This is a genomic window from Flavobacterium sp. GCM10023249, assembly GCF_042653365.1.
Lineage (GTDB): Bacteria > Bacteroidota > Bacteroidia > Flavobacteriales > Flavobacteriaceae > Flavobacterium.
The window spans coordinates 70,861-95,954 of the sequence record NZ_JBHSHZ010000009.1 but is presented as its reverse complement, the minus strand read 5'-3'; the positions used below and the strand labels follow the sequence as shown (position 1 = coordinate 95,954).

The following is a 25,094-nucleotide window of genomic DNA, read 5'->3' as shown; positions in this document are numbered from 1 at the left end:
AAAAAGGAGCTTAAATAGCTCCTTTTTTTTATACAATTGACAAAGTTAATTCTCCATTTTCCAAAGCAATGGTTACCACACTACCTTCTTTGACTTCATTGGATATAATCTTTTTAGCAAGTGGTCTTCTCAATTCCGATCGGATAATGCCTTTTAAAGGTCTTGCTCCATAGGTAGCATTGAATCCGTTGTCAACTAGGAATGATTTCGCCTCTTCTGAAATATGTAAGGTAATTTCTAATGACTTTACTAAGTCAAACAATTCCTTTTTCAAATGAATTTCAAAGATCCCCATCGCATTGTCTTTGGAGATTGGTGCAAAAGGAATGATTTCAGTTAAACGTCCCAAAAACTCAGGTCGGAAATTTTTGGTCATGATTTCCATTAGTTGATTTGAGCTTGGATATCCGCTACCGTTTGTAATAGAATCAACGATAAATTGAGATCCGATATTGGACGTAAAAAGAATAAGTGCATTCGAAAAATCACCTTCTTTTCCGAGACGGTCATGCAATTTTCCTTCATCCATTATTTGAAGAAAAACGTCAAATACAGAAGGATGTGCTTTTTCAATTTCATCGAAGAGTACAATAGAGTAGGGCTTCTGTCTGATTTTATTCACTAATAGACCACCATCTTCATAACCTACATAGCCTGGAGGCGCCCCGTAGAGTAATGCCGCAGAATGTTCTTCTTTGAATTCGGACATATCAAAACGAATAATGGCGTTTTCATCTTGGAATAAGAAATCAGCTAGAGATTTGGCCAATTCCGTTTTTCCAGTTCCCGTTGGACCAAGAAAGAAGAACGATCCAATAGGTTGACCAGCTTTACTTAAACCAGATCGAGACTCTAGAACGGATTCTGATACAATTTGTATTGCTAAATCCTGACCTACAACACGTTTCTTCAAGATCGCATCCATGTTTTGTAGACGGTCTTTTTCTTCGGTTTGAAGTTTTCCCAAAGGAATATTTGTTTTTTGAGCAACAATAGCTCCCAAATCAATGGGCTCAATGTGTTCTTTTTTCTCTTGAGCAATAGTAGTGAGCTTCTCTAGTAGATTGTCCAATTTAAGGAATAAATCGTCCAAAGTGATTTCCGAAATGTTTTCGTTTTCAAAATTTTCTTGGGTAAGCAAATAATGCGCTTTCCTTTTGATATCGCTATAGAGCCAAGAAGCTTCCTGAAATTGACTATCGCTGTCCTGATCCTTAATTTTTTTTAACTTGGATTTTAGGATTTCTTTTTCAGACAGGAAGGATTCACCTGCGGTTTTAATCACCGACATGGTTCTGTCTAATAAATTAAGTGCCGATTCAGGTAGACTTTTTTCTTTTAGATAACGCTTAGACAATCGGATAGATTCTCTAATAGTTTCATCATTAGTTCTAATAGTATGGTGATCATTGTAAGATTTTATTGCGGTTTTGATGATACGAAATGCTCTTTCATCGTCAGGTTCATCTACTTTAATCATCTCGAACATGCCTGAAAGAACTTCGTCTTTTTCAATTTTTTTAGTGAACTCATCTATAGTTGTGGTTGCTATCAAGGTTAATCCTTTGGATAGTTCACTTTTTAAGATGCTTGATATACCTGCGTTATCACTATTTTTATCCAGTAAAACATGGATTCCATCGATAACTAAAATGGCTTTGGGATAGGTTTTTAATTCCTGGATCAACTTTTTTAATCTGTCTTCTATTTCGCCTTTATAGGACGCACCGGCGATAAGTGTTCCAAGGTCCAATTCAAAAATTTCAGTATTAAGTAATTTTTCTGGAACTTGGTGTGTGACTATTGCATTGGCAAATCCATTGATTATGGCCGATTTCCCTACACCAGGATATCCGTTTAGTAATACATTGGGTTTCGAAAAGCGGCATAAAATTTCTGTAATTTCCTTGATTTCCTTATCTCTGGCAACAATTTCAATCGGATTCTTTTTTGCTTTCGCTGTTTTATTGAAACAATATTTATGAATGTATTTGGAAATGGATCTTTCTGAAGGTAGATTAAGCAATTCAGAATTGAGTTTTCCGTCTTCTCGTTCCGTCAGCAATTCAGCTCTTGTTACGGGGAAACTCTTCATTTGATCAAAGTTAAAACCGACCCCAGGAGTAGCCAATGCTACCATAATAGCGAACAAATCGACTTCTTCTCTGCCTAAGATATCTCGTACAGCATCTGCTTCACTGATTACTTCATCGATAGATTCATGTGCTTCCGCTTCCGTAGGTTTAATTGTTTTTGGAAGTTCATCCATACGTACTTCTGCCCATTCTTCGATGAAAAACACGTCTTTTCCCATAGATTCTAATTCTTTCAGCAGGGTAAAATCTCTGTGAAGTATGGCTTTTAGTAAATGTGCTGCAGTATATTCTTTTTGCTTGGCTTCCTGAGCAGTTTTTTTTGCAATTTCAAGAGCGGAATGCAAGTCTTCGTGAAAAATGATATTTTCTGTAATCATGTTTTAGCTTTTCTTATCGTTATCTTAGTCCTCGGTCCAACCCAGAAGTCCTTTGACTTTATAGGTAATGGTAAATCCATCAATACAGTTCAGATTATCTCTGGTTAGTCGTAAGGATTCAATTTTTATCTCTTTGCCTTTTATTCTTGTACAGAATTCTTCAAAAGCAATCACCTGATCTCCGTTTTTAATAACAGGGATTTGATAATTATCACAAATGTATTTACTGAAATCTTCTTTTTGCTTGGTTTGATTGGCTACCTGATGAATGAGCAATTCGAACTGATTTTCAGAGATATCGGGTGCGAATTCGGTGATATGTCTTTCTTTTGATCGTGTTGGAATTGGTTTTAACCAAGTATCGGAATAGTCGGGTTTAGGGTTACCTTTTGGTTTGTAAAAAGCATTTACAGGTTTTTCATAAGTATATCCTTCTTCCAACATCATCTCACTGTCTTTTTTGAAGGTTGGACGAGGCTTGATGTAAATGATTTTGGAGGTTTTGAATTTATATTCGCCATTTACAATAAGGGTGATTGTTTTAGGGCCTGGAGTCCTGAAACTATAACTTGCAAATTCATTTGTATTGTCAATCTGACCCGTTTCTCCAAAACACCATTCCCATGAAAATGTTTCATTCGTATAGTATTTGTAAGTGAAATTGATTTTTTGACCGACAGTTGCAATTTTGGGAGCGATGATTGTGGGTAATTTTGTTCGGTCTAAAATTTCTCCATGATCCTTAATTTGGATTTTCTTTTCTTTCAGGCAAAAACCATTAATCACCAATGTAACGGTATATATTCCTGGTTCTGTATATTTATGTAATGCATGGTTTTTGGTTTCTCTTGGACTACCATCACCAAAATCCCATTTCCAATCAGTAGCGTTTAAGGTTTCGTTATGAAATTCAATAACTTCACCTACTGAAAAGTTTTCGGCAACGATGTAAAAATCGGAAGTATCACAATCGACATGTTTTTTGTATTTAAAGCTGAAAACTATGATACTTGTAACTAATAGTAAGGCAAAAAGAGTTATGATTTTGGTTTCAAAATTTGCAAATACTTGTTTTAAGCCTCTTGGATTTCTATTCATAAGGATGTTTTTGGAAGTTAATCAGTAATCCAAATAAGATGTTTTTTTATTTTATATGCTATTTCAACATTCACAACACAATTGTCATTATTGGTTGATAATCGGATGTTCGAAATTTTTAATGTTTTGCCTGTGATTTTTTTGCAAAATTCATCGAAAGGCATAATTTTCGAATCATTTATTAGTACAGGTATTTTATAATCTTCGCATAAGTAAGGGCCAAAATCATCTTTTGTTTTACTTTGTTTTGCTACTTGATGCAGTAATAATTCGAATTGTTCTTCAGAAATGGAAGGTGCTAAATTTTTCCCTTGACTGTTCGTTTTTTGTCTCTTTTTCGACGAAGGCGGAACGACAGGAAGCGTCATAGCATATTCCTCAGCGGGATCAATTTGTGAAGGACCGGGTCTAAGTTTTAAAGGTTTGATTTCTACATCTTCAATTTGTGTATCTGCAATTTCCGGATCTTTTGGTTTTACAAAAATAGTTGCAGATGTCATGCTGGCAATATTCCCATTGATTATGAGTGTGACTTTCTTTTGTCCAGGCGTTCTATAGACATGAACGGGATTGCTTTCGGTATCGTCAAGTCTCGAAGATTCTCCAAAACTCCATTCCCATGAAAAAATATCATTGCCGTTGTAATAGTAATCAAAAACGACTTCTTCGCCTACTTTAACGACTTTCGGAGCTATAATTTCTGGAATTCTTGTACGTTTGGCCAAATCACCGATTGATTTAATGACTACATCTTTGTAGGCGATACAGTTGTCATTAATGCTAAGTGTAACTCTGTATTTTCCAGGATTTTTAAAATGATGAGTAACATTTTTTTCAAACTGGTTTTTGGAACCATCACCAAAATTCCACTCCCATGTGCTTGCATTTGGGGTTTCATTATAAAATTCAATGGTTTCTCCAACAATTCTGTTTTTTGCCACTACATAGAATGTGGCATTTTCACAATCCACAGAATGAATCAGTTTTGAAAACAGAAAGACAGCTCCAAAAAATAGTATGGAGATGAAAACTAATAATATTCTATAATCAAAATTCAGTAATAAACTTTGTATGCCTTTTGCTCCTCGAGCCATAATTTTTTTGTTGACGAACTTAGTGAAAAAAAAAATTTATAACTAATATTTTGAAAAAAAATTCTTACATAAATATAAAATTATATATTTGTTTTGTAAGAAGAGTTTTACGTGGTGTTTTTTAGCCTCTAACTTTTTTTAATAGTTAAAATTGATTAATACATTTTTTTATTTCTGAAATAAGTATTTCTTTTGTAAGAAATAAATTACAAATATATAATTTATTATGTACTCCTTAATTAAAAAAGTTTCAATACTAACATTGTTATTTCTTGGAATTAGCTGTGGTAACCCAAAATATATTGATGAGGTCCCGTTGAAGTTGAAATACGATGAAAATAAAATAAAAGATGAATTAGGGATTAAAGAAACTAAACCGAATCATCGATTAGCAGATCAATATGAAGAAGGTCTTACCGATGAACAGATTCGAGTAAAAGAAAAATATGCTGTTTTATTGAGTGTAAGACCTGATGAAATAAAGAGTTACGATTTTTATGAATATATCGATAAATGGTTAGGTACTCCCTATGGAAACAGATCATTTTCAAAAGATAGTTTGGCAATGGTTCCTTTTGCACAAGCTTTGTACAGCAAAGCTTATAAAAAGAGTTTGCCAAGAACGGCATTAGGAATATTTAAATCCAAAGACATCGAATTGTTTTTATCGAGAATTGATTTAGAAGAAGGAGATTTGATTTTTCTACGATACAATAAGGATAATCCAATTTCTGATGTGGCTATTTATCTTAAGAATGACCGAATATTAGCGACCACTAAGTCATCAGGATTAAGAATATTTAATTTTAATGATGACTATTTTCAAACTAGGTACTTTGCTTCTGGAAGGATTAAAACAGATGATGATAAAACAAATTAGTTTGCAATGAATAGGATAGAAGAAGTTAAGAAAAAAATTAATGCGCTGCCTTTTGATTTAAAAGCTGAAGTAGTCTTAGCACCTTTATTGGAGAAAGAAAAGGAGTACAATCCTGATTTTTTAATCAACTTCAAAGGGCAATTTAAAAGACCATACAGTACCGATATTTTGGGTTGTGAAATAATCGATTATGATTATGATGCAACGCAGTTTCTGAAAATTGACGTTTCAAGGGATGGGATTTATGATGGTCTACCGGAAGGCGTTTTTCATTACCCCAAAACGGATCGATTGAACCAGTCGGTAGACGATATGACGAAAGAGTATCGTGTTCAGCAAAAAGAAGAAGAAGAAGCCCGGTTGTTTTTTTTGCCATTTGAAAATGAATTCTTTTTAAACGGTTTGATTAGAGAAAAGGCTGAAAAAGATTTTTTGTTCAAATTGAATGAAGGAAAGACATTTCAATTTTTCTATGAGTTTTGGGATATTGACAAATCAATGCCTGAAGTATTAGTTGCGAAGTTTATCCGATTGATTCCTTTTGTACATAAAATGGTTGGGAAATTGGATAAAACGGCAGAATGTCTTGAATATCTATTGGAAGAAAAAGTGGAGATCATTGAGTTAGGTTACCGTGATCAATCAAACAGTGAGCAAAGTGTAACCTTGAATAATTGTCAATTAGGACTTGACATGATATCAGGAATGTCGTATTTGGATTATTCCTTAAACCTCGAATTCAGAATCGGACCATTAAGAAATAGTGCATTCACAGAATATATTCATGAAGGAGGAATTAAAAAATTTATTACCCTTTTTTATGAACATTTCCTGCCTATGGAAGTCGATGTAAAAACAACTGTTCTTCTTCCTGAAGAAATAGAATTATTTGATTTTAACCAAAAAGAAACTGTGCTGGGAATAACTACCAGAATATAATTATGAAACCTGCATTTAGACCCAATTTTAAAGAATTAATCGATCCTAGTTTGCTAATTATCCTTGTAGTTTTATTGCTATTAGGTGCTATTTTATCCATGTTCTTTATCGATAAAGTGAAAAATTTCAAAACACAGTATAAGACTAAGTATTACATCTATTTGTTTTCGGCTTTACTGGTTTTTGCTTTGGTTTCCTTTTTAGGACAATCTAAGGCAATTAGTAGTCTTTATAGTGAATTTGTTTTTTATCAGGTGCTTTTATTTGGTTTGGGTACTCTGCATGTTATTTTCTATAGAACTTATCTGTTGAAGTATGAGTTAGATAGTTATTGGTTGGAAGGTGTTTATAATATGTTGATTGCTGTATTTGGAACCATTCCTTTTTTACTGTTGTATACTTATATGAACGGAATTACCTATGCATTTACTATCGCGTCTTGTATTTTAATGTTTTTAGTACCGACCTGGATTTTTGCCACCTTTAAAACATCTGTATCAATACCTGCTAAAATTTATAAAACCTGGCCATTCCCAGAATTTGGGGCCTTTGCCGAGCCAAAGGACGATGAATTTAGAGATATGGTGGTGATCACATTTGTTTTTTATAAAAGTCCTACTTCAAACATACGAACTGAGTTTAGAGCCAAATCACCTATTCGTATGGATTTTGGACGACTTTTCTATCATTTTGTTAATGATTATAATACAAGAAATTCGGATCATCCCATTCAACTACTAGATGAATTTGGGAATCCGCAACATTGGGTATTCTATCTGAAACCGAATTGGTATGGAGTATCTAAATATATCGATCCAGAATTAACTATGTATATGAATGGAATTCAAGAGGATAGTATGGTTATATGTTTGAGAACTAAGCCTTTGGATGAGGGGAATTGGCAACAAGAATCATTGGAGCAAGGAAAGATAATAATGAATTAAAATTATAACTAAGGTTTTATGCTAGAAAAACTAAATCATTTCCCGGTGAACTGGGTAGATGGAATGAAAATTAATAAATCTCATTTCATAGGAATGCAAGATCATATCAGTGATGTGGTCAGGGATGCAATGGGAACTCAGTTAAATGCTTTAAACTATGGTTTGCTTCCTTTAGGAAATGCACAAGAATCAATGAAAATCTCATTGGTTATTGATAATCATAAACTTTTAAGGGTGAAAGTAGAAGAATGTCATGCAGTTACACCCAACGGAAGTCGCATTGCTATCAGTGCAAACAATAGGCATATGCTAAACATGGAAATGCCATATCCCGAAGCGGTATACGAACTTGATTCCGATCAGGATGTGGTTTTATTAGTCAATGTTTCGGTGAATTTATTTGATAAAAAACCGTTTGGAAACCCGGATCCTGAAGAAAATCCTCCTCGTTATCCTAACGTTTTGCCTTCATTCAATCTGAATTTGGTTCCTGAAAAGAACAACGAGAATAATTATGGAGGTTATCATTTGACTTTAGGTAAAATTATTGTCAATAAAAATGAAACTTACCTTATGACGAACTATATACCTCCTTGTACTTCAGTTCAAAGTCATGAAAAGTTAATGGAAATTCATACTAAGATTGATCGTTTTTTCGGGCAATTGGAACTATTTACTGTTCAGATTTCTCAGAAAATTAACAGACGTAATCAAAGTAATGAATTGGCATTGATTATTCAGGCTTTGTCAGAAAAAATCACGATGTATTTAGGAGTGACAATCAATTCATTTCGTTGGTTTTCACAGTATCAACCACCTGCATATATGTTTGATCAAGTGATTTCATTGGCTAGAATGATGAAAAACTATATCGATTCAAAATCAGGAGCTGGTAAGGAGGAGCTCTTGAATTATATCGCAGAATGGTGCGGTATCAGTCAAGGAGAATTTGAAGGAACTTTTACTGATTTGGTTAATGTCGGTTACAATCACACTCAGATAGATAAAACTGTCGAGAAAACGCTTCGATTCATGCAAATTACCAACGAATTGTTTTCGACACTTAATCATTTGGATTATATCGGTAAGCGAAAAGATAACGGGATTTTTGTCAAAGAAAGACTGGAACTTGAAAATATGGCATTGGACTCATCGAAAAGAAATAAAACATTTTTAGAAGATTAAAAAGTAGAATGGAAGTATTAAACAAAAAAGAAAGAGCAAAATCTTTCGTAGCTTTTATAGGTGTATTTGGGATTACCATGTTTGTTATTATTGGGGCTATTTTCTTTGATTACTATTTGCCCTGGAAAGAAAATAGTGAATTGAAAAAAGACAACGAAATCATGACTAGGGAATTTATGTTTCAAGAAGATTTTGCCAAAAATATGGAAGATCTGAAATCGTCAATTGATTCGTTAAATGCTCCCGGACAAGACTTTTATTATAATCAGCAAAAAGCCATTTCAACCATTATCAGTATGCAGCAGTCTATTCCAACGAAAGACAGTTTATTGCGTGACAATATGTATGACAATATCATATTGACTAACAGACAACTAATTGATGCTAAAAAAAGTATTCAGATGATGGGGGAAAGCAAAGAAGAAATGGACAAACTTTTGCAACAAATTGAAACGTATAAAAGCGAGTTGGAAATTGTAAAAAGAGATTTAGAGGTTTGCAGACAAATCAACAAAGCGAACTAAATTATTTATAAACACAAATTATAATCTTATGTTATCAAATTACGGAATCGGAGGAAATGAGGTAAAGTTAGATGCTAGCGAAGCAATCTTGGAAATCCCTCAAAACAGAACATTAATTGCGCAAAAGTTAACGGGTGATACACCAGTTAAACCAGAATTAGTTGAAGGCTTGACAAATGTCGAACAGGTTTTTTCTCATTTCAAACCCACAGCAAAAGTGGCTTTTGAAGATGCTGATGGTGCATCTAAAAACGAAGAGCTTAAGTTCAATAATTTAGGAGATTTTGGTATCAAAGGAATCACTGCTCAAAGTAAATTCCTTACCAATTTAGAGACTGAAAAGGATCAGTATCAGAAAATTATCAAGCAATTGAAAACAAACAAAATTTTAAAAAGTGCTTTAGATAATCCGGATGCTAAAAAAGCATTATTGGAAACAATCGAAGAATTGATTTCTGAATTGAATCAAAAGTAAAAGTATAACAGTCAATAAACAGTAAAAATTAATAGTATGTCTAAAGAACAATTACAAGCTCAAAATACCGATACTGCTGTATTGGAACCAAAAAAGAAAGAAAGCGGTTTTAAACTGAATGTTGAGAAATTAGCTAAGTATGGTGGTTTCGATTTATTGGAAACAGCCATTGAAGGTGCTCAAAATATGAATCCAGACCGTAAAGCGCGTCGTCAGATTTTTATGAGTGAAGCGAATAAAGAAGTGGAAAGAGAAACTTTGAAGAAAACATTACAAATGTGGGCTTCGGTTTTAAAAGAAAATGAATCTCTAACCGATATGGTGGCACAAAGCGAAGATAAAAGTAAAGTTGCTGAAGAAACCTTATTGAAAAACTTAGCCATTGCTATACATGAAACAAAAGAATTAGAACAATCATACAGAACAATCGGTTTGTTCTATAAAAATACTGAAACGGATAAAGTTCGAAATGCAACAATTATCAATGCAGAATTGGATCAGTTGCAAGATCTTGATAACACTCGTTTTATTGATGCAATTCACAATGAATTAGTAGACAATTATGATCGTTTGGATTTAAAAAATAATTACGGTTTGTTAGTGATTCCAGGTTATTTAGGAAGCAATAAAGTTGTCGAAAAATGGGCTAAAATCGCTCATGAAAATAAAGTGATGTTGGTAACGGATTTCGCACATCTTGATGAACCGGATGATGTGATGGAAATGTTTGATGCAGCTTATTTGACCGGAGGTGATATTTATCGTTCGAATGTGTTAATGACATGTAACTGGTTAGTAGGAAGAGGAAAATTTGATTCCGTTGGAGAGTCAGAAGATCTTTTTGTACCGCCATCAGCTGCTTTGGCCGGAAAAATTTATAAAACGTTAATGTCTCAGGTGACTGCAGGTAAAAAATTCGGAGGAATCAACGAGGTTGACGGTGTTCGTTTCGACTTGAAAAAAAGTGAAATTGCCAATTTGGAAAACATGGGATTGATTCCAATGGTGAATGAATATGGAAAAGTTATGGCTTTCTCTGGTAAAACATTATTTAATGGAGATAACCTAGGATTACAAACCTATTCTGTTGTTCGTGTATTTGATTATGTAACCAAAGTTTTAATGGACTTCTTAAATAGAAGAGCTTTTGAAAACTTCACGGCTAAAACACGTAAAGAAATCATGGGACAAATTGTTCAGTTTTTGGATGGTATTACAGGACCGGATAAACTGATTGAAAATTTCGAAATCAGACGATTTGAACAAGATCCAATTCAAAAAGACAGAATTTATTTGGATATCCATATGAAGCCTTATTTCCCTGCTAAAAATTTCATGATCAAAATGGAAGGTCAAAAAGGGGATGATGGTACAGAATGGGATACTGAATACGAACAAAAATAAGAAGCAACTAAAAAGGGATTGAAAAATCCCTTTTTTTAAACTCATATCTATAACTATGATCAAAAAACTTATACTTGCTGTACTCTTTTTTAGTTTATCCGTTACTGGAGTTCAGGCACAAATGTCTTCTCGAGATTCTCTTAAGATTAGGTTTAAAAACAGAGTTAAAATTACACGTAGCAAAGAAAATTTTCTGGATAAAAGACCTTATGCCCACACAGAACCTTATTATTTTAAAGTGTATAATACAGACCAGGATTATATCTCTTTTCAACTTGGAAAAAGAAAAGGGTCAAAAGTATTTTTGTATATCAAACTTTTCTCATTCAATGCATGTATTAAGAAAGATGATGTAGTAGAATTGTCTTTTGTTAATGATGATAAGTATGAGTTGATAAACAAGTATCAAGTGAATTGTGAAGGTTATATTGTGGTAGAATTAAGGCAATACGATATAAAATACATCATGAAAAGTTTTATCAAAGGTTTTATGATTCATACCTATCAGAAAGATTATGAGTTTAGAGTCGATAAAAAAACTGCAAAACAAATAAATGAAGATATTAAATGCCTTAGAAAGTATTGATTTTTTATAAGTTGATGCTTTCGAATGACTTATGGTTACTGGGATTTAAAATAAGTAAGAAAAATAACACGATTTTATTTTTATTTTTGAAGTAAAATTCTTACATTCGTCACTTATATATTTATATTCATTGGTATTATTTTTTATTTAACCTTAATTCAGCATTTTTAATATGAAACTACTTCAAACTTCAAAAGAATGAGTTGATCAACAGATCAAATCTGTGCCACTTCATAATCAACTTTTTTATGTAGTCAATTCAATTAATTAACTACAAAGAATCAATTCAATTATTATTTCTGTATCACCGTTATTTGGTGTGGTTTTTTATTGTCTTTTGATTCGATTAAGCTAATTGTAAAACGTTAATACATTTTATATGTCATTTAAAACTAAAATTAAAGTCGCTGGAAAAGAGCGAAACATCTTGAATGTTAATTATGCGATGTTTCAGGAAACTGATGCTACTGGCAGACCTTCTTCTGTTTCTAGAGGAGGGCAAATTGAAATTACAGTGGAAGGCACTGGTGAAACAGATTTGTTTGAATGGATGACCAATAGTTTCGAACGTAAGGATGGTAGTATCGTTTTCCTTAAAAGAGATAGTGATGCAACTCTCAAAGAATTACAGTTTACAGAAGCTTATATTGTGAATTATCTAGAAAATTTCGATTCTGAGGGTGAGAATCCATTAACTGAAACCTTCGTTTTATCTGCAAAATCCATTAAACTGGGAACTGGAGAGCATGTGAACGAGTGGGTTTAATTGTACTATGTTTTTATTTATTAATTATTTAAATATTTTTTATTATGTCATTTAAAGCAAGATTAAGCGTTGGAGGTAAAGAATTCAACGTACTAAACGTAAACTATGGTTTGTTTCAGGAAACTGATGCAACTGGACGTCCTTCAACAGTAACAAGAGGAGGTAAAATTGATGTAACAATCGAAGGAACAGGATCAACTGAATTATTCGAATGGATGACTAACAGTTTCGAGCGTAAAGACGGAAGTGTGAAGTTTTTCAAAAGAGACAGTGATGCAACTTTGAAAGAATTGAAATTTACTGAGGGCTATTTGGTTAAACACAAAGAAAACTTTGATTCAACAGGAAAAAACCCGTTAACAGAAACTTTTACTATTTCGGCAAGAAAAATCGAAATGGGCACAGGAGTTTATGAAAACGAATGGGTATAAGAAATAAGCTATTTTTTAAATAGTACTTATTTGTGATGTCGAAATAATTCCAACGGGATGAAGACCCAAAATTTATCTCGTTGGTTTTTCGACAATTTTTAATGGAATTCTGACCTTTAAAACAATATAACATGTCTTTTTTAGCAAAATTTGAATTAGATGGGGAAACCTACAATGTATTAGAGTTTGACCTGCACATTACGCAGGAAGTTGATCATAATGGAAAACCTCAAACAATTGCTCAGGGAGGTAATATTAGACTTGTTGTAGAGTCTACCAAAAGTGTTGACTTTATGAAATGGATGATAAGCAGTACGCAAACTAAAAACGGAAAAATTACTTTTTTTAGACGTGATGCCATGTCAAAAATGAAAGAGTTAAAATTTGAAAAAGCTTTCTGTATCAATTTTCATGAGAGTTTTAGATCAAATAACGAAGTGCCGATGCAAATTGAATTGCTGCTTTCGGCTAAAGATATTGACTTTAGTGGTGCTGTTTTAGGCAAACCATGGTCATTGGATTTATAAAATAAAGAAATTTCTATGCTTTCTTATGAATCAAAACTTTTGTTCCTGTCCGATTTTGAAATCATACATAAGTTAAAATCAAACAGTTTTCCTGTTGATCAATACGAGATATATGAGTGGATAAAAAAGAAACTTGAACAAATTTTAAAAATTAGATTTCCGGAATTACCTAAAGCAGGTACCACTGCTAATTGGGATGAACTGTTTGCTATATGGTTTTTTGAAACTTCTCCAATGTTGCCTAATGCATCGTGGAATGGTGACAAAATCATATTCAATACCAACAGTGCGTTTTCAAAAGATATTGCTAAATCTCCCAGTTTCTCAGGAACCAAAACAAATAATTCCATCAAAAGGAAATTTTTTGAGGTCTCAGATGCAATGAGACCCAATCCATTCGAAGCCAGTTTTCATTTTGTGGGTGCTGAGACCGGAATGAAAGATTATTATACTGTCGTTGAATGGTTTTTAGGTTCGTACAAAGCAAAAATATATTGGGTAAAAGTGAACAATACCTACAAAATAAAAGCCATAATTAATAATAGAAGTCATTGGTATTCGGGTACAAGATTGCCTAAAAGTTGGCAAAACAAACTTGATGAAACACTTGGTTTTAGCATTGAAAATTTAGTGGATAGTGCGCCAAGAGGTCAAACCATAAAGAGAAAATTACCAGTTTTGATTTCCAGCAAATTGGAGTCTGAAATGAATTTTAAAATTCCAAGTTTTGGAGGCGATGTTTATCAGGAATTTAATATTGAAGCTACATGGGAAAAATAAAATCTATGTTTCTGGTTTCCGCATTTCTTTTTAGTTGTTCTTTTCTCGAAAAGAAGGAAAATCCAATACAACAATTGTCAAAACTGATTAAGTTGTCCGATACCATGAAAAATGAAATCAAAGATTGTAAAGGTGAATTTTCCGAAGTTGCACCAACTTTTATGAGTTCGGGTTATTTTACATACAAGGTAAACGATTCTTTCATGGAAAAGTTAACAAAGCATGAAGAGTTTCCAATTCAAAATGAGTTGAATTCGAAATTCAGAAAGACAAGGGTTGATTACCCTTTTGTTGAAAACGATTTGTCATTTTATACAGATAATCTGAAGGATAAAACGTTAATCAAACAGTTTGATTTAAAAAATAAAATAGTTTTCGAAGGAGTTTATTTTCCCTACAAACAACAAATTTTATACGATACCATAACCAAAGAAGCAATTCATTTGATTAGTGGAATAAGAGACTAAATACAGTTTTACAAAAATTTAAGAGAACAGCACCTATTTAAAATTTAACAACAATCACTATGAGCGTTATGAATGGAATTATGGAAAAAGTGACCGATGCCATGCAAGAAAGGGTAAGTATCCAGATAGGCAGTTACAGCGGACAAATTGTATATTATAATCTAATGATAAACCAAAGTCTACTAGGGCATCACACCTTTAGTTTTACATGGCGAATCGGAGATGTTGTGATGAATTTTAAAGATCAGGCGGACTTCATTAAACAATATATGGGGGCCAAAGTACTGATTGTATTTAAAGATAGTGCTAGGGGTGAAAATGTTCAGTTTAAAGGAATTATTTCACAAATGGAAATTTTAGATAATGACGGTGCTTCTAAGGGATTTCAAATCATTGGTGAAAGTCCGACTATCTTATTGGATGAAATTCAACAATGTGAAACCCATTTTTCGAATTCTTTAGAAGATATTGTAAGGAAAACCGACCAGAATATTGTCAAAGGGATTTTTACAGGAACCGATGTGAATACAGTGAATAAAACTGTTTTTCCTTACATCGTACAATACAATGAAACCGATTTTCAATTTCTTCAAAGGTTAGCTGTTCAATATGGAGAATGGATGTATTACGACGGTGATTATTTGAAGTTTGGATCGCTTAAAACATCGAAAGCATCATTGCAAAATGGTGTCAATCTACATAGCTTTAAGGTAGTGAGTAGATTGAAACCACAAAAGATTGCCTACAAAGGGTATGATTATAATTTGGCGTCAGAAATTGATGCGCAAAATTTGCAACCCCAAAATAATACCAAAAGCTACATTGCTCAAAATGCTCAAAACGCATCGGGTAATGTATATAACAGAGAAAATGAGAATCATGCTTTTGTGAGTAATGCTTACGAAGCTCAAGATATTCAGAGAATACAAGAAACAAAACAACAAGCAAAAGAAGCTAATGTAGTGACGTATTCCGGTTTGAGTAAGATTCCTTTACAAATAGGAGGAACACTTACCATAACCAAGGATTTTATAGAAGGAGAATTTATTGCCATAGGGGTTCATCACTATTCTAAAGGATTCGGTCATTACGAATGCCAATTTGAAGCGATTCCAAGAGATGTCAAAGTACCACCTTACACAAATCCGTTGGTATATCCTAAAGCAGAAACTCAAGCTGCAGTTGTAACGGATAACAATGATCCAGCCGGAATGGGACGAATTAAAGTGAAATTCTTTTGGAATCATGAAAGCGACTGGACTAGATTGGTTACTCCTCATGCAGGATCAGGTAAAGGATTTTATTTTATACCCGAAATCGGAGAGGAAGTTTTTGTTTCTTTCGAAGGCGGGAATCCGGAAAAACCGTTTGTGATTGGAACGCAATACAACGGTGCTGAAATTTCAGGATACAATACATCAGGCAATGATCAGAAGGTCATTCATACCCGTTCAGGAACCAAAATGATTTTTAATGATGCTCAAGGAAGCATTTTTATAGAAGATCCAAGTGGCAATACCTGGTTAATGGATGGTCAAGGAAATATCAGTGTGAATGCACCCAATGATATATCAATTACTGCTGGTAAAAATATGAGTATCAATGTAGGACAGAATTTATCGGTTATTGCGGGTGTCGATATTACTGAAACTGCTGGAGCAAATAAAAATCTTATTGCCGGAGCTTTCCATAATGTTTCTGTTGGAAAAAATTACTTGGTCAATGTAATGGGCAGTTTGCTTGAAATCGTAAAAGGCAACAGGGAATCCGAAACGACCGAACGTACCGAAATTGCGAAATCGGCACAATTAAGTACAACTGAAAAAAGTATAGTGGTAAACGCTTCTCAGAAAGTGGTGAAAAAAAGTGGTGAAAAATCTAATGCATTTTAAAAGATGGGTATCACAAGAATTGTTGAAGGGGATTTAATTAATACTTCTACCGAGATGAACTTAACTGCCAATGCAGGCAATTATGAGTTCAGTACGCCCATGAAAAACCAATGGAAAGGCGAGGCAGACGGCGTGGTCGAATCCGATTATAAGGCTTCAAATAAGGAGGACACTTTATCTAATTCAATCAATGTGAATTTGAATCTCTTCTTTGACGGTACCCAAAATAATAAAACGAATACTGAAGCAAGAAATCCAAGCTCGGGTAATCATCAAGCTTATATCAAAACAGGGAATAAAAATGATGATAGTTTTGAGAATGATTATACCAATGTAGCCAGAGGTTATGATGCAGTAGATTCTAATGTAGAAAATCAAGTTAAAGTATACATAGAGGGTATTGGAACCGAAAATTTAAAAAGCGATTCTAAATTTCCTGGAGTGGCTACTGGTATGGGAGATACTGGTGTAACTGCAAAGGTAACAAAAGGATGTATGGATGCTGCAAAACAAATGTTTGAAAAGGGATATAATAATAAAGAAATTGATATTTTATTTGTTAATGTATATGGTTTTAGTAGAGGGGCAGCAGCTGCAAGGCATTTTTTGCATGTAGCCAGTAAAATGGCAAACTATTCTTTAGAAGATGAGATTAGTGATAAGAAAAATAAATATAAAGTTTACCCAGATTATTTGTTTAATGACAAAATCCATCAATTTAATTTAGTATTAGAAAATACCAAAATTTTGGACAACTATGGTTATTTTGGAGCCTGTTTGTTACATCTAGGTATGAAAATTAAAAAAATCATTTTCAATTTTGTTGGAATTTATGATACAGTTGCTTCTTTGGGTGCATATCATGGAAACGATGTTAAAGAATTGAAATTAGATAGTATTCAAAAAGCTAAATATGTTTTTCATTTAGTTTCCGATGATGAGTATCGGGAAAATTTTGATCTTTCTGATATTAACAGTGCTGGATTATCTGGCTTGGAACTAACGCTTCCAGGAGTACATTCTGATATAGGAGGATCTTATCTTGACAATGTTGAAGAAATTTCAGTAATTGATAATATCCAGATTGCTGAAACGGAAGACCACAAAAACATGGCTAAAGAAAGAAAGGACAAGGAGTATGATTTATTTAAAAAATATGTAGTGGAAGAAGGATGGTTTAAAGACCCTCAAATAAAAAAGCAATTTTTTTATGAAAAAGACCTTGATCGACATACTAAATGGTATGAAAACCAGTATAATTATGGGTTAGTTGGTAGAAGGGTTTTGTTTAATAGCTACGATAAAATACCATTGGATTTGATGATAGAAAAATCGAAAGATTTTAATGTTAAATACAAGCCAGATAAATTAGAAGATTATAAAATTAAAGATTCTTTTATAAACATAGTTTATAATCAAATTAAAGATTATTATAACGCAAAAATTAACATTCGTAATCGTTATGTAGTAGGATACAATAAAGAACTTAAAAATTTTGATTTATATTCTAAAAATTATTTTAATGAAGTAAAGTCTATTCACTATATCAACTATATGGATAATAATGATTTACATCGTTTGCGTAATGAGTATCTGCATTGGTCAGTAAAAAGTAATTTATTTGGACTATCAGCAAGAAATGAAGGGGCTTTAAAACAAGAAGTACGAAAAAGAGAAATACATCATGGTTAAATATTTTTATAAAATAATAATTTATATTTTATTATTAACAACACATTCCCATTGTCAAATGCATAAAGAATTACCAGAGTTTCGTACTGAAATATCAGAGCCTAATAAAAAATATGAAGTTACACCAATTTTAGACCAAATAAAAACACTTGAAGGAGTTCCTGCTGGATTACCTTATGGAAGTACAAGTGGAGAATGGGGTAGTTCTGGAGCTATGTGGACAGAGCAACATGGTACTCCAATTGGATTCGATATTACGTATTATTCACGTTATGAAGATAAGTATTATAAGATTAACCAAGATTTCGATTTAGAATTTATAAAAAAAATGACCAATCGATGTTATCCAACATCGGATAATGGTGAAGATTCCGTTAAAGAATTTATTTCTTTAGATCAGTATAATGATGACTTCGAGCGATATAGATATACTTATCAGCCATTTAGTACTTTGGTGTTTGGTTTTGCTCCTAAAGGGATGATTGTAGTGTGGATGCGATATGCATTTATTTCATACGAAATCGGGCGTTTTAAAGCTATGGAAATTACTGATTTAGAAGAAATTAAAAAAGTAAAAAAAATCTACATGGAAAAATACCGAATTCACCCGGAACGCTATGAAGAAGCAAAGAAAAGTATGTATTTGCCAGATGTATCCCCTGATTTATGGGATAACTACAGATTGAAATACAAATGGAGTCATAAAGTGAATTCTGAAAATAGAGGAGCTAAATTTTTTGAATTAGGGAATGAATATTTTAATGGTGAATATGAAGTAATGTTTGGTTCATTGGTAGCAAAGCCTATTAGTAAAGATAGAGCTGTTCCTGAAGTGATTCATTTATTTTGGGAAACAGGTAAAAATGAACGGTATATAGCTCGTATCTTTTTTGATTGGGAAAAAACTAATGAATTATTGAAAAACTCGGGAGTAAAAGAAAATATTTTTAATATAAAAATTAAAGAAGATAATAGTCAGCTAAGTATAAATCTAAATGGTAAACCAATAGAAGTTGATAGCATTCGAATTTACCCTAACAGCCATATGAGATTTAGAGATTCATATGAAGAGTAATTTATTCGGTTTGGAATATATAAAGCATAGAAACATTTACTGAAAATAAACGGAAAACGATAATGAGAAAAACTAGTATAATCATTTTATTTTTAGTGTTACTAAGCGCTACACATGGTTTTTCACAAAACACAAAATCAAGTTTAGATGAGAAATACACTACTTATCTACAATTAAATCCAAATAATGAAAGTAAAGTAGTGATTGATTACTTGGTTGAGCAATTCAAAGTTCTAGATAAAATTGAAAAAAAATGTGTTGTTTGGTTCAGAACAATGGACGATAATGAAATTTCCACGATAGAAACTGAGGGGTATAAATTTCTTCAAAATGTTGAAAACTTTGAAAAGAACAGTACAATTTCGGAATCTAAAATTCCATTGGAAAAACAAAAACAATACATTGATGTAAATATCCAATTGAGAAGAAATTTTGAGATTTTCACAAAGTTGTTAAATAATAGGCATAAAAGGGAATCGCTCTATTTGGAATTTAAAAATAATAATGAAATCTGTAAGGATTCAATAATGAAACTTCTTTGAAAATTTCAAAAATAGTATGTGTAAATCATTAAAATAATTGCTAATCTATTCGATAATCAATCATGAATTCAATAGAAGATTCAACAAAACTATTTGTACTACACCCAAAACCGGGAATAAAAACTTTTGAAGTGATTCATCGACAATATTCGGGTGATTGGGTTGATAAAACAATTCAATATGAAATGCAGGTTACATTATTGAATAATGTCAGCCAAAATGGTTTTGTATATGAACTCGACAGAAAGAATCTTTTAATCGATGGAAGTACACCAGATTTGGTTTTCGACCAATTGGCTTTCGATTGTGGGAATGCTTTATTTCCATTGAAATTCTTGGTCACTAGTTTGGGTGAAATCGAACAAATTTTTGAGCATGAAAAAATGTTACAAAGATGGGAGATCATTAAAAATAAGCTCATTAATTATTATGAAGGTGACACTGCGTTGGAGTATATTCAAATGACCGACACTAATATAAAAAATAGCAATCTCCTTAAAAGTATAATGCAAAACCATCTTTTTGTTTATTTCTTTTTTAAACCCTTGTATGGGCACTATCAAGATAATACAAAGGTGACTCAATGGAAAGCGGCACCATTTATGGATTTTTCAATAGATATTCCAATGCAACAAGTTTTGGTGAAAAAAAAAGGAATGAATAATGATGAAATTGTGACCAAAGATGAAATACATATTGAAATTCAATCAGAATCGGAGTGGATTGATATGTATGGTAAATATACATTTCATCCTAAAGACAATAGTCTTCTTTCTTGTGAAGCATCAATGGTACTTTCAGGAAATGAAGAAATCAAATTAACGATGAATTCCAAACAGGGAAATTGGGCGATAAGTGAATCAAAACAAAGGGTTGAGAGTAGTATTTAATTGTTTTAAAATGTAGTTATGGCTGATAAACACCTCGTATGTCAAGGCGCAACTTGCCAATGTAAGTATGGCAATGCCCCGGATAAACTGAAAGTAAAAACCCAAAAAAAGACTTTTATTAATGATCCAGATGGTAGTGAAAAATTAATGGCTACCCATAAGGATATTGGTCAAACATTCGAAAAGAATACTTTCGGCCCATGCAAACAACAACCTTTACCAGGAGGCGGTTATAAACCTTGTCAGGCACAAGTTACAAAATGGAGTGGTTTTTACGATAAAATTACTTTAGACGAAAATGGAGGGAAAGCGCTGATGGAATCCAGTAAAGCGACATGTCCTATTGGCGGTCCTGATTGTATCACTATCACCGATCATGGACAGAAACCTAAACCAGCACAACAACAGGCTAGAAAGGCGGATAAAACAGCTACGAATCAACTTAATCCTGCTGTAGATACCGGAGCTTTCAAAATTGCACAAGAACAAAAAGTAACCAATCATGCTGAATAATGGAAAAGGGATATAACGATTTTAAAACGCATATTGTTAAAAAAGAAGATACGGTTCAAAGTATTTGTTCTCAATATGGTATTTCGGAAGCGGAATTGGTACAAGCAAATCCGAATGTTCCATTGGTTTCTTATGGTGGCGGTTTTTTCAGTTCGCCAACCTACCGTCTTGATATCAAAGAAGGAGATACGCTTCAAATTCCTTTTTTCAATGAAGAGAAATCAAAAAGCGGAGTAAAGACTATCAAAGGAAAAAATTTAGTTAAAGTAGGTGAGTGGGAGACCTATGAAGTTGAAGAATGGTTTGAAGGAACTCCTGAAGCGGATCGTAACCCTGCCAATGTCAAATGGGAACTACATTACCTTCAAAACGATACCAACCCGCAGAAAATACTTGAAAAAAATGAAGGGCATTTCCGCTTTCAGGAAAAAGCAGCATATAATAAATATAAAATTATTGCCTTTTTAAATGAACCCGATCCCAACGGTGCAGGTTCGTTAATTGTTAATGTAGAACCTTCTGAAAAGGCAGAAATTCTAAGTGTGAAACTTAGTGATATCAATAATAATCCTATAAGCAAACCGCTGGCCTACGGAGAAATTGTTAATGCTCACGTCGAAACTACAGGATTAAAAGGACAATTTATCTATATCTCGTTATGGGAAGATGATGCCACCGGTGACGGTCATAGTAGTGAAAACGAAAAAAACTTAGTGGAAGACGGTAAAGTGGAGGTGGGTGATAAAGGTGTAGCCCACAAACAGTTTGTGTTGAAACCGGATTTCAAAAAAGTGGCTAATGCGTATTTAGCGAAAGGTGACAGTAGTGAAGGTAGTACACACGAGTATTATGTCACCGCTTTTGCTTCGGGCGAAACGAAAGCTAGTGCAAACTTGAATGTTAGAAACCCGGATTTTCAAAGGGAACGTAAAACTGAAACCGGAGATCATCTTTCGGATAAAAAACAACCACCTAAACCAATTGTTCCACCATTCAAGAAAAATGTTCCTTTACAACAGCCTAAAAAAGCAACGCCACCTGCAACACAGGGGAAAGCAGGCATATCCAATGTTTCATTTTCAGATGTGAATGGTCGTCCTATATCAGGAACGGTAACACAGTCAGCGCTCAGAGTGAATATAAAGTCAACGGGATTAAAAGGTAAGGAAATACGATTCAAATTGTATGAAGAAGATGTAACAGAGAACGAACTGCTATTGGTGAAAAATTTCACACTTACAGGTGATGATTTTACAATCAATCTTTCGTTGGATAAGATACCGAAAAGTTCCGGTGACGATTTCTTCGAAGGCAGTACTCAGGAACTTTTTGTCGATATAGAAGTTATCGAGAGCAAAGCGCATATCAAAAGTTCAGTTATCGATGTCGATACCAAGGCATTTAAACATGAACCAGCAGAAAGTACAACGGTAGCAAAGGTTTCGGATGTTAAGCTGCCGGAAAAGAAAGATGAGAAAAAGACTGGGTGTATCTGTAAAGATTATGATTTAATTTGGGGTAATAAAGTCAGTTGTGATTTTAGAAAGAAGGTTGTTGAAGTAGCTAAAAATTTAGGATTACCTCAGGAAAAAAATGAGGGCGCAAATTGGTTAATGGCCGTAATGGCATTAGAAACTGGGAGAACATTCAGTCCAACATGTGGGACATTCAAAAAGCATAAAGATGATTCGAAGAACGGTTATGTTGGATTAATCCAAATAGGTAAAGTAGCTGCAATTGATTTAGGGGTAAAAAGAACAGAACTCTTAAAACTGACTAATACCCAGCAATTAGAATATGTCGAAAAGTTTTTCAAACAGAAAAAGTTTACAGGTAAATTAAAAACCAAAACCGATTTGTATTTGGCTGTTAACTACCCTAATGCTTGTGGGCACGGAACAGAAAAAGATTATGTAGTCTATGATAGTAGTAAAGATGCCTATGATGATAATCCAATGTTCAAACGTGAAAAAGATGAATACTTCTTTGATAAGAAAGGGAAAAAACAATTCTATGAAGGTAAAAAAGGAAGTTCTTACGTTTGGGAATTTGAGGAAGCAATCAACGACTTCTATAATGAAGGAGTTGGTTATAAATTAAACTTTTTTGGCACCTGTCCAATAATTCTTAAAAATACAACTGATAAAGATATTGTTACATATCATGTTTATCATGATGGTAAAATTGAAAAGAGAATTCCAAAAGAAATTAAAGAAGGATTTGAAAAGAAATACAAGTATGTTTATCATGATAAAAGTGACAAAGAGCATGCTATTTGCATATTAGACTGGCATAACACTAAAGGGAAAGATGTAGGTGTTGTATTTAAAACAAAACCAACTCACGCCGAAGTTTTATCTGATGATAATGTTTCTGAAGGTAGTACAAGCAGGAGAGTGAAATATAAAAATGATGATATTGCTGAGTATGGAAAACATCCTACTAAAGGAAAGATATGGAGGCTATATAAATCAAATGGAAAGGATATTGAACTTATCAAAATGCCAGATAGTTTAAGTTACTCAAACGGTGGTATTGTTGTTAAATATGAGTTTTCACAAACTAAAAGGAGATATACTGGACCGGGAGTTTTTGCAGGATTTGTCGGAGCTCTCGCTGAGTGTAGTTTTTCTGATGGAATTGTAACTACGGGTAGTTGTTTTAAAGAGGCTTCTTGTTTTCCAAGTGCAGAACACGTAAATGGAAGAAGTGTCGATACAATTTATTACAATAATTTAAATAAAGATCAAAAGTTCGTTGATGCAGTTATAAAATTTAAATTTACGGAAGTATTGGTTGGTAATAATGATTATTGCAAAAAAATAAAGAATGCTTCTGATGGAGGTGCTTTACATAATAGCCATCTCCATTCGGGAAATTTTAGTGATGATAAAATAACAGAGATAAAAAAATGATGAAAAAACTTGTTTTAATTTTCACAATTGCGGTATTAGTTTCTTGTAAAAAAGAAAAAGATGTAATTTCAAATAATGCTCCCCTAGCAGTTGTTGAGGCTGAAAACCAACTAACTGATATCGGTGATGAAATGATTGGTCAGGAAGGATTTATAAACAAATTAAATGATGCCACTTCTCTTAAAGAAAAAAGAAAAGTATTAAGAGAAATTAAGTTTGATTATGATAAATATGCTTCCTGGAATGATAATTCAATTGAAGAAAAAAAGAAAGATAAAATTTCACTGAAGCTAACAAAAGATAATTCAGGTAAAAATGATGCTGATATATATTCGCATATTAAACTGACTGTAGAAAAAGGAAATAAAGTAACCGATACCTTAACATTATACAAACAGGAAAATTACGCTGAAGCTTTAGTCGCAGTAACACAATATTTTTATATTGATGCTAAATTAAATATTTGGACACTTGCAATAACTGAAGAAGAGGATAATATTTACATTCAATCATGGAATCAGTTTAAAGTTGATTCAAATACAGGAAAAATCACTTTTGTCAAAAAAAGTTTTGTAAATCAAGCGGAACCAGCCCAACAAACAAATTTGAATGCAAATGATTGGTCTGGTAACTATTTTTTCAAAAGAGAAAACAGAGATGAGTTAGTTACCAGTTTTGAAATAAATATAAAAAGTTTAAAAGCGATAGATGTCATTTATGTTTCAGATGGCGAAAAACCGGAAACTTATAAAAATTTAATAGCTGAGCTAATTGATAAAGATAAAATCAAGATTCAGTTTAATAAGAAGTATGATGAACTTGGAAGTATTTATATTCAAAAAGAGGATGGAAATTATATAATCTCTGGAGAACCTATTTCGAACATCAATCCAGGGAATGAAGAGTATCCTATAAAAAAAGTAAAATAAAGTAGTGTTAAAAATGTACAGTCGGAGAGAAATGATAAAGCTTTTTAATACTGAAGAATAAAAAAAAAGCCCT

Annotated in this window: 24 protein-coding genes; 21 read left to right on the top strand and 3 right to left on the bottom strand. The window is 33.0% G+C overall.

Translation table 11 applies throughout. The features are described from left to right. Positions 1–28 precede the first annotated feature (28 nt). The 3 genes from ACFO7M_RS07130 to ACFO7M_RS07120 are packed head-to-tail and all read right to left on the bottom strand — an operon-like array spanning position 29 to position 4,665. Positions 29–2,473: an AAA family ATPase gene (locus tag ACFO7M_RS07130; protein WP_379734819.1), complete on the bottom strand. Its 2,445-nt coding sequence runs from the start codon at positions 2,471–2,473 to the stop codon at positions 29–31. Between the two features lie 24 nt (positions 2,474–2,497). Beyond that, complete coding sequence (locus tag ACFO7M_RS07125) at positions 2,498–3,571, bottom strand: PKD domain-containing protein (protein WP_379713566.1); 1,074 nt, start codon at positions 3,569–3,571, stop codon at positions 2,498–2,500. 17 nt (positions 3,572–3,588) lie between these two features. Continuing rightward, complete coding sequence (locus tag ACFO7M_RS07120) at positions 3,589–4,665, bottom strand: PKD domain-containing protein (protein ID WP_379734817.1); 1,077 nt, start codon at positions 4,663–4,665, stop codon at positions 3,589–3,591. Positions 4,666–4,891: 226 nt separating this feature from the next. On the opposite strand from ACFO7M_RS07120, the gene ACFO7M_RS07115 reads away from it, so the two are divergent. From ACFO7M_RS07115 to ACFO7M_RS07015, 21 genes are all read left to right on the top strand, one after another. Then, positions 4,892–5,545, top strand: a complete 654-nt coding sequence (locus ACFO7M_RS07115) for a C40 family peptidase (RefSeq protein ID WP_379713562.1) — start codon at positions 4,892–4,894, stop codon at positions 5,543–5,545. A gap of 6 nt (positions 5,546–5,551) precedes the next feature. After that, positions 5,552–6,484, top strand: coding sequence for a hypothetical protein (locus tag ACFO7M_RS07110; RefSeq protein WP_379713560.1), 933 nt, complete (start codon positions 5,552–5,554; stop codon positions 6,482–6,484). Between the two features lie 2 nt (positions 6,485–6,486). Beyond that, positions 6,487–7,428: a TssN family type VI secretion system protein gene (locus ACFO7M_RS07105; protein ID WP_379713558.1), complete on the top strand. Its 942-nt coding sequence runs from the start codon at positions 6,487–6,489 to the stop codon at positions 7,426–7,428. 18 nt (positions 7,429–7,446) lie between these two features. Then, positions 7,447–8,613 (top strand): hypothetical protein, encoded by a 1,167-nt coding sequence (locus ACFO7M_RS07100; protein ID WP_379713556.1) that lies wholly within the window; start codon positions 7,447–7,449, stop codon positions 8,611–8,613. 8 nt (positions 8,614–8,621) lie between these two features. After that, complete coding sequence (tssO, locus tag ACFO7M_RS07095; RefSeq protein WP_379713554.1) at positions 8,622–9,137, top strand: type VI secretion system TssO; 516 nt, start codon at positions 8,622–8,624, stop codon at positions 9,135–9,137. A gap of 28 nt (positions 9,138–9,165) precedes the next feature. Continuing rightward, the gene (locus ACFO7M_RS07090) at positions 9,166–9,612 is read left to right on the top strand and encodes a hypothetical protein (protein ID WP_379713552.1); all 447 of its coding nucleotides are present in this window, start codon (positions 9,166–9,168) and stop codon (positions 9,610–9,612) included. 36 nt (positions 9,613–9,648) lie between these two features. Then, on the top strand, positions 9,649–11,016 hold the full coding sequence (locus ACFO7M_RS07085) for a DUF5458 family protein (RefSeq protein ID WP_379713550.1): 1,368 nt from the start codon (positions 9,649–9,651) through the stop codon (positions 11,014–11,016). A gap of 55 nt (positions 11,017–11,071) precedes the next feature. Continuing rightward, positions 11,072–11,602 carry a hypothetical protein gene (locus ACFO7M_RS07080; RefSeq protein ID WP_379734815.1) on the top strand — a complete coding sequence of 177 codons (531 nt, stop codon included), beginning with the start codon at positions 11,072–11,074 and terminating at the stop codon, positions 11,600–11,602. Between the two features lie 379 nt (positions 11,603–11,981). After that, entirely contained in the window at positions 11,982–12,368 is a 387-nt protein-coding gene (gene tssD / locus ACFO7M_RS07075) for a type VI secretion system tube protein TssD (RefSeq protein WP_379713546.1), read from the top strand. Between the two features lie 44 nt (positions 12,369–12,412). Next, entirely contained in the window at positions 12,413–12,799 is a 387-nt protein-coding gene (gene tssD / locus ACFO7M_RS07070) for a type VI secretion system tube protein TssD (protein ID WP_379713544.1), read from the top strand. Positions 12,800–12,930: 131 nt separating this feature from the next. Beyond that, complete coding sequence (gene tssD / locus ACFO7M_RS07065) at positions 12,931–13,326, top strand: type VI secretion system tube protein TssD (protein ID WP_379713542.1); 396 nt, start codon at positions 12,931–12,933, stop codon at positions 13,324–13,326. Between the two features lie 15 nt (positions 13,327–13,341). After that, on the top strand, positions 13,342–14,106 hold the full coding sequence (locus ACFO7M_RS07060) for a hypothetical protein (RefSeq protein ID WP_379713540.1): 765 nt from the start codon (positions 13,342–13,344) through the stop codon (positions 14,104–14,106). After that, a complete protein-coding gene (locus ACFO7M_RS07055; RefSeq protein ID WP_379713538.1) occupies positions 14,094–14,573 on the top strand; it encodes a hypothetical protein in 480 nt (159 codons plus the stop codon). Before ACFO7M_RS07060 ends, ACFO7M_RS07055 begins: the two co-directional genes overlap by 13 nt. A 59-nt stretch (positions 14,574–14,632) precedes the next feature. Then, the gene (locus ACFO7M_RS07050; RefSeq protein WP_379713536.1) at positions 14,633–16,465 is read left to right on the top strand and encodes a type VI secretion system Vgr family protein; all 1,833 of its coding nucleotides are present in this window, start codon (positions 14,633–14,635) and stop codon (positions 16,463–16,465) included. Between the two features lie 3 nt (positions 16,466–16,468). Beyond that, positions 16,469–18,157 (top strand): T6SS phospholipase effector Tle1-like catalytic domain-containing protein, encoded by a 1,689-nt coding sequence (locus ACFO7M_RS07045; protein ID WP_379734813.1) that lies wholly within the window; start codon positions 16,469–16,471, stop codon positions 18,155–18,157. 58 nt (positions 18,158–18,215) lie between these two features. Next, the gene (locus tag ACFO7M_RS07040) at positions 18,216–19,232 is read left to right on the top strand and encodes a DUF2931 family protein (protein WP_379713532.1); all 1,017 of its coding nucleotides are present in this window, start codon (positions 18,216–18,218) and stop codon (positions 19,230–19,232) included. 62 nt (positions 19,233–19,294) lie between these two features. Continuing rightward, positions 19,295–19,774: a hypothetical protein gene (locus tag ACFO7M_RS07035; RefSeq protein ID WP_379734811.1), complete on the top strand. Its 480-nt coding sequence runs from the start codon at positions 19,295–19,297 to the stop codon at positions 19,772–19,774. A gap of 62 nt (positions 19,775–19,836) precedes the next feature. Next, positions 19,837–20,664, top strand: coding sequence for a hypothetical protein (locus ACFO7M_RS07030; RefSeq protein WP_379713528.1), 828 nt, complete (start codon positions 19,837–19,839; stop codon positions 20,662–20,664). Positions 20,665–20,682: 18 nt separating this feature from the next. Further along, positions 20,683–21,177, top strand: coding sequence for a DUF4280 domain-containing protein (locus tag ACFO7M_RS07025; protein ID WP_379713526.1), 495 nt, complete (start codon positions 20,683–20,685; stop codon positions 21,175–21,177). Then, positions 21,177–24,092, top strand: coding sequence for a LysM peptidoglycan-binding domain-containing protein (locus tag ACFO7M_RS07020; protein ID WP_379734809.1), 2,916 nt, complete (start codon positions 21,177–21,179; stop codon positions 24,090–24,092). The genes ACFO7M_RS07025 and ACFO7M_RS07020 overlap by 1 nt, the downstream gene beginning before the upstream one ends. Then, complete coding sequence (locus tag ACFO7M_RS07015) at positions 24,089–25,021, top strand: hypothetical protein (RefSeq protein ID WP_379713521.1); 933 nt, start codon at positions 24,089–24,091, stop codon at positions 25,019–25,021. Before ACFO7M_RS07020 ends, ACFO7M_RS07015 begins: the two co-directional genes overlap by 4 nt. Positions 25,022–25,094: the final 73 nt, after the last annotated feature.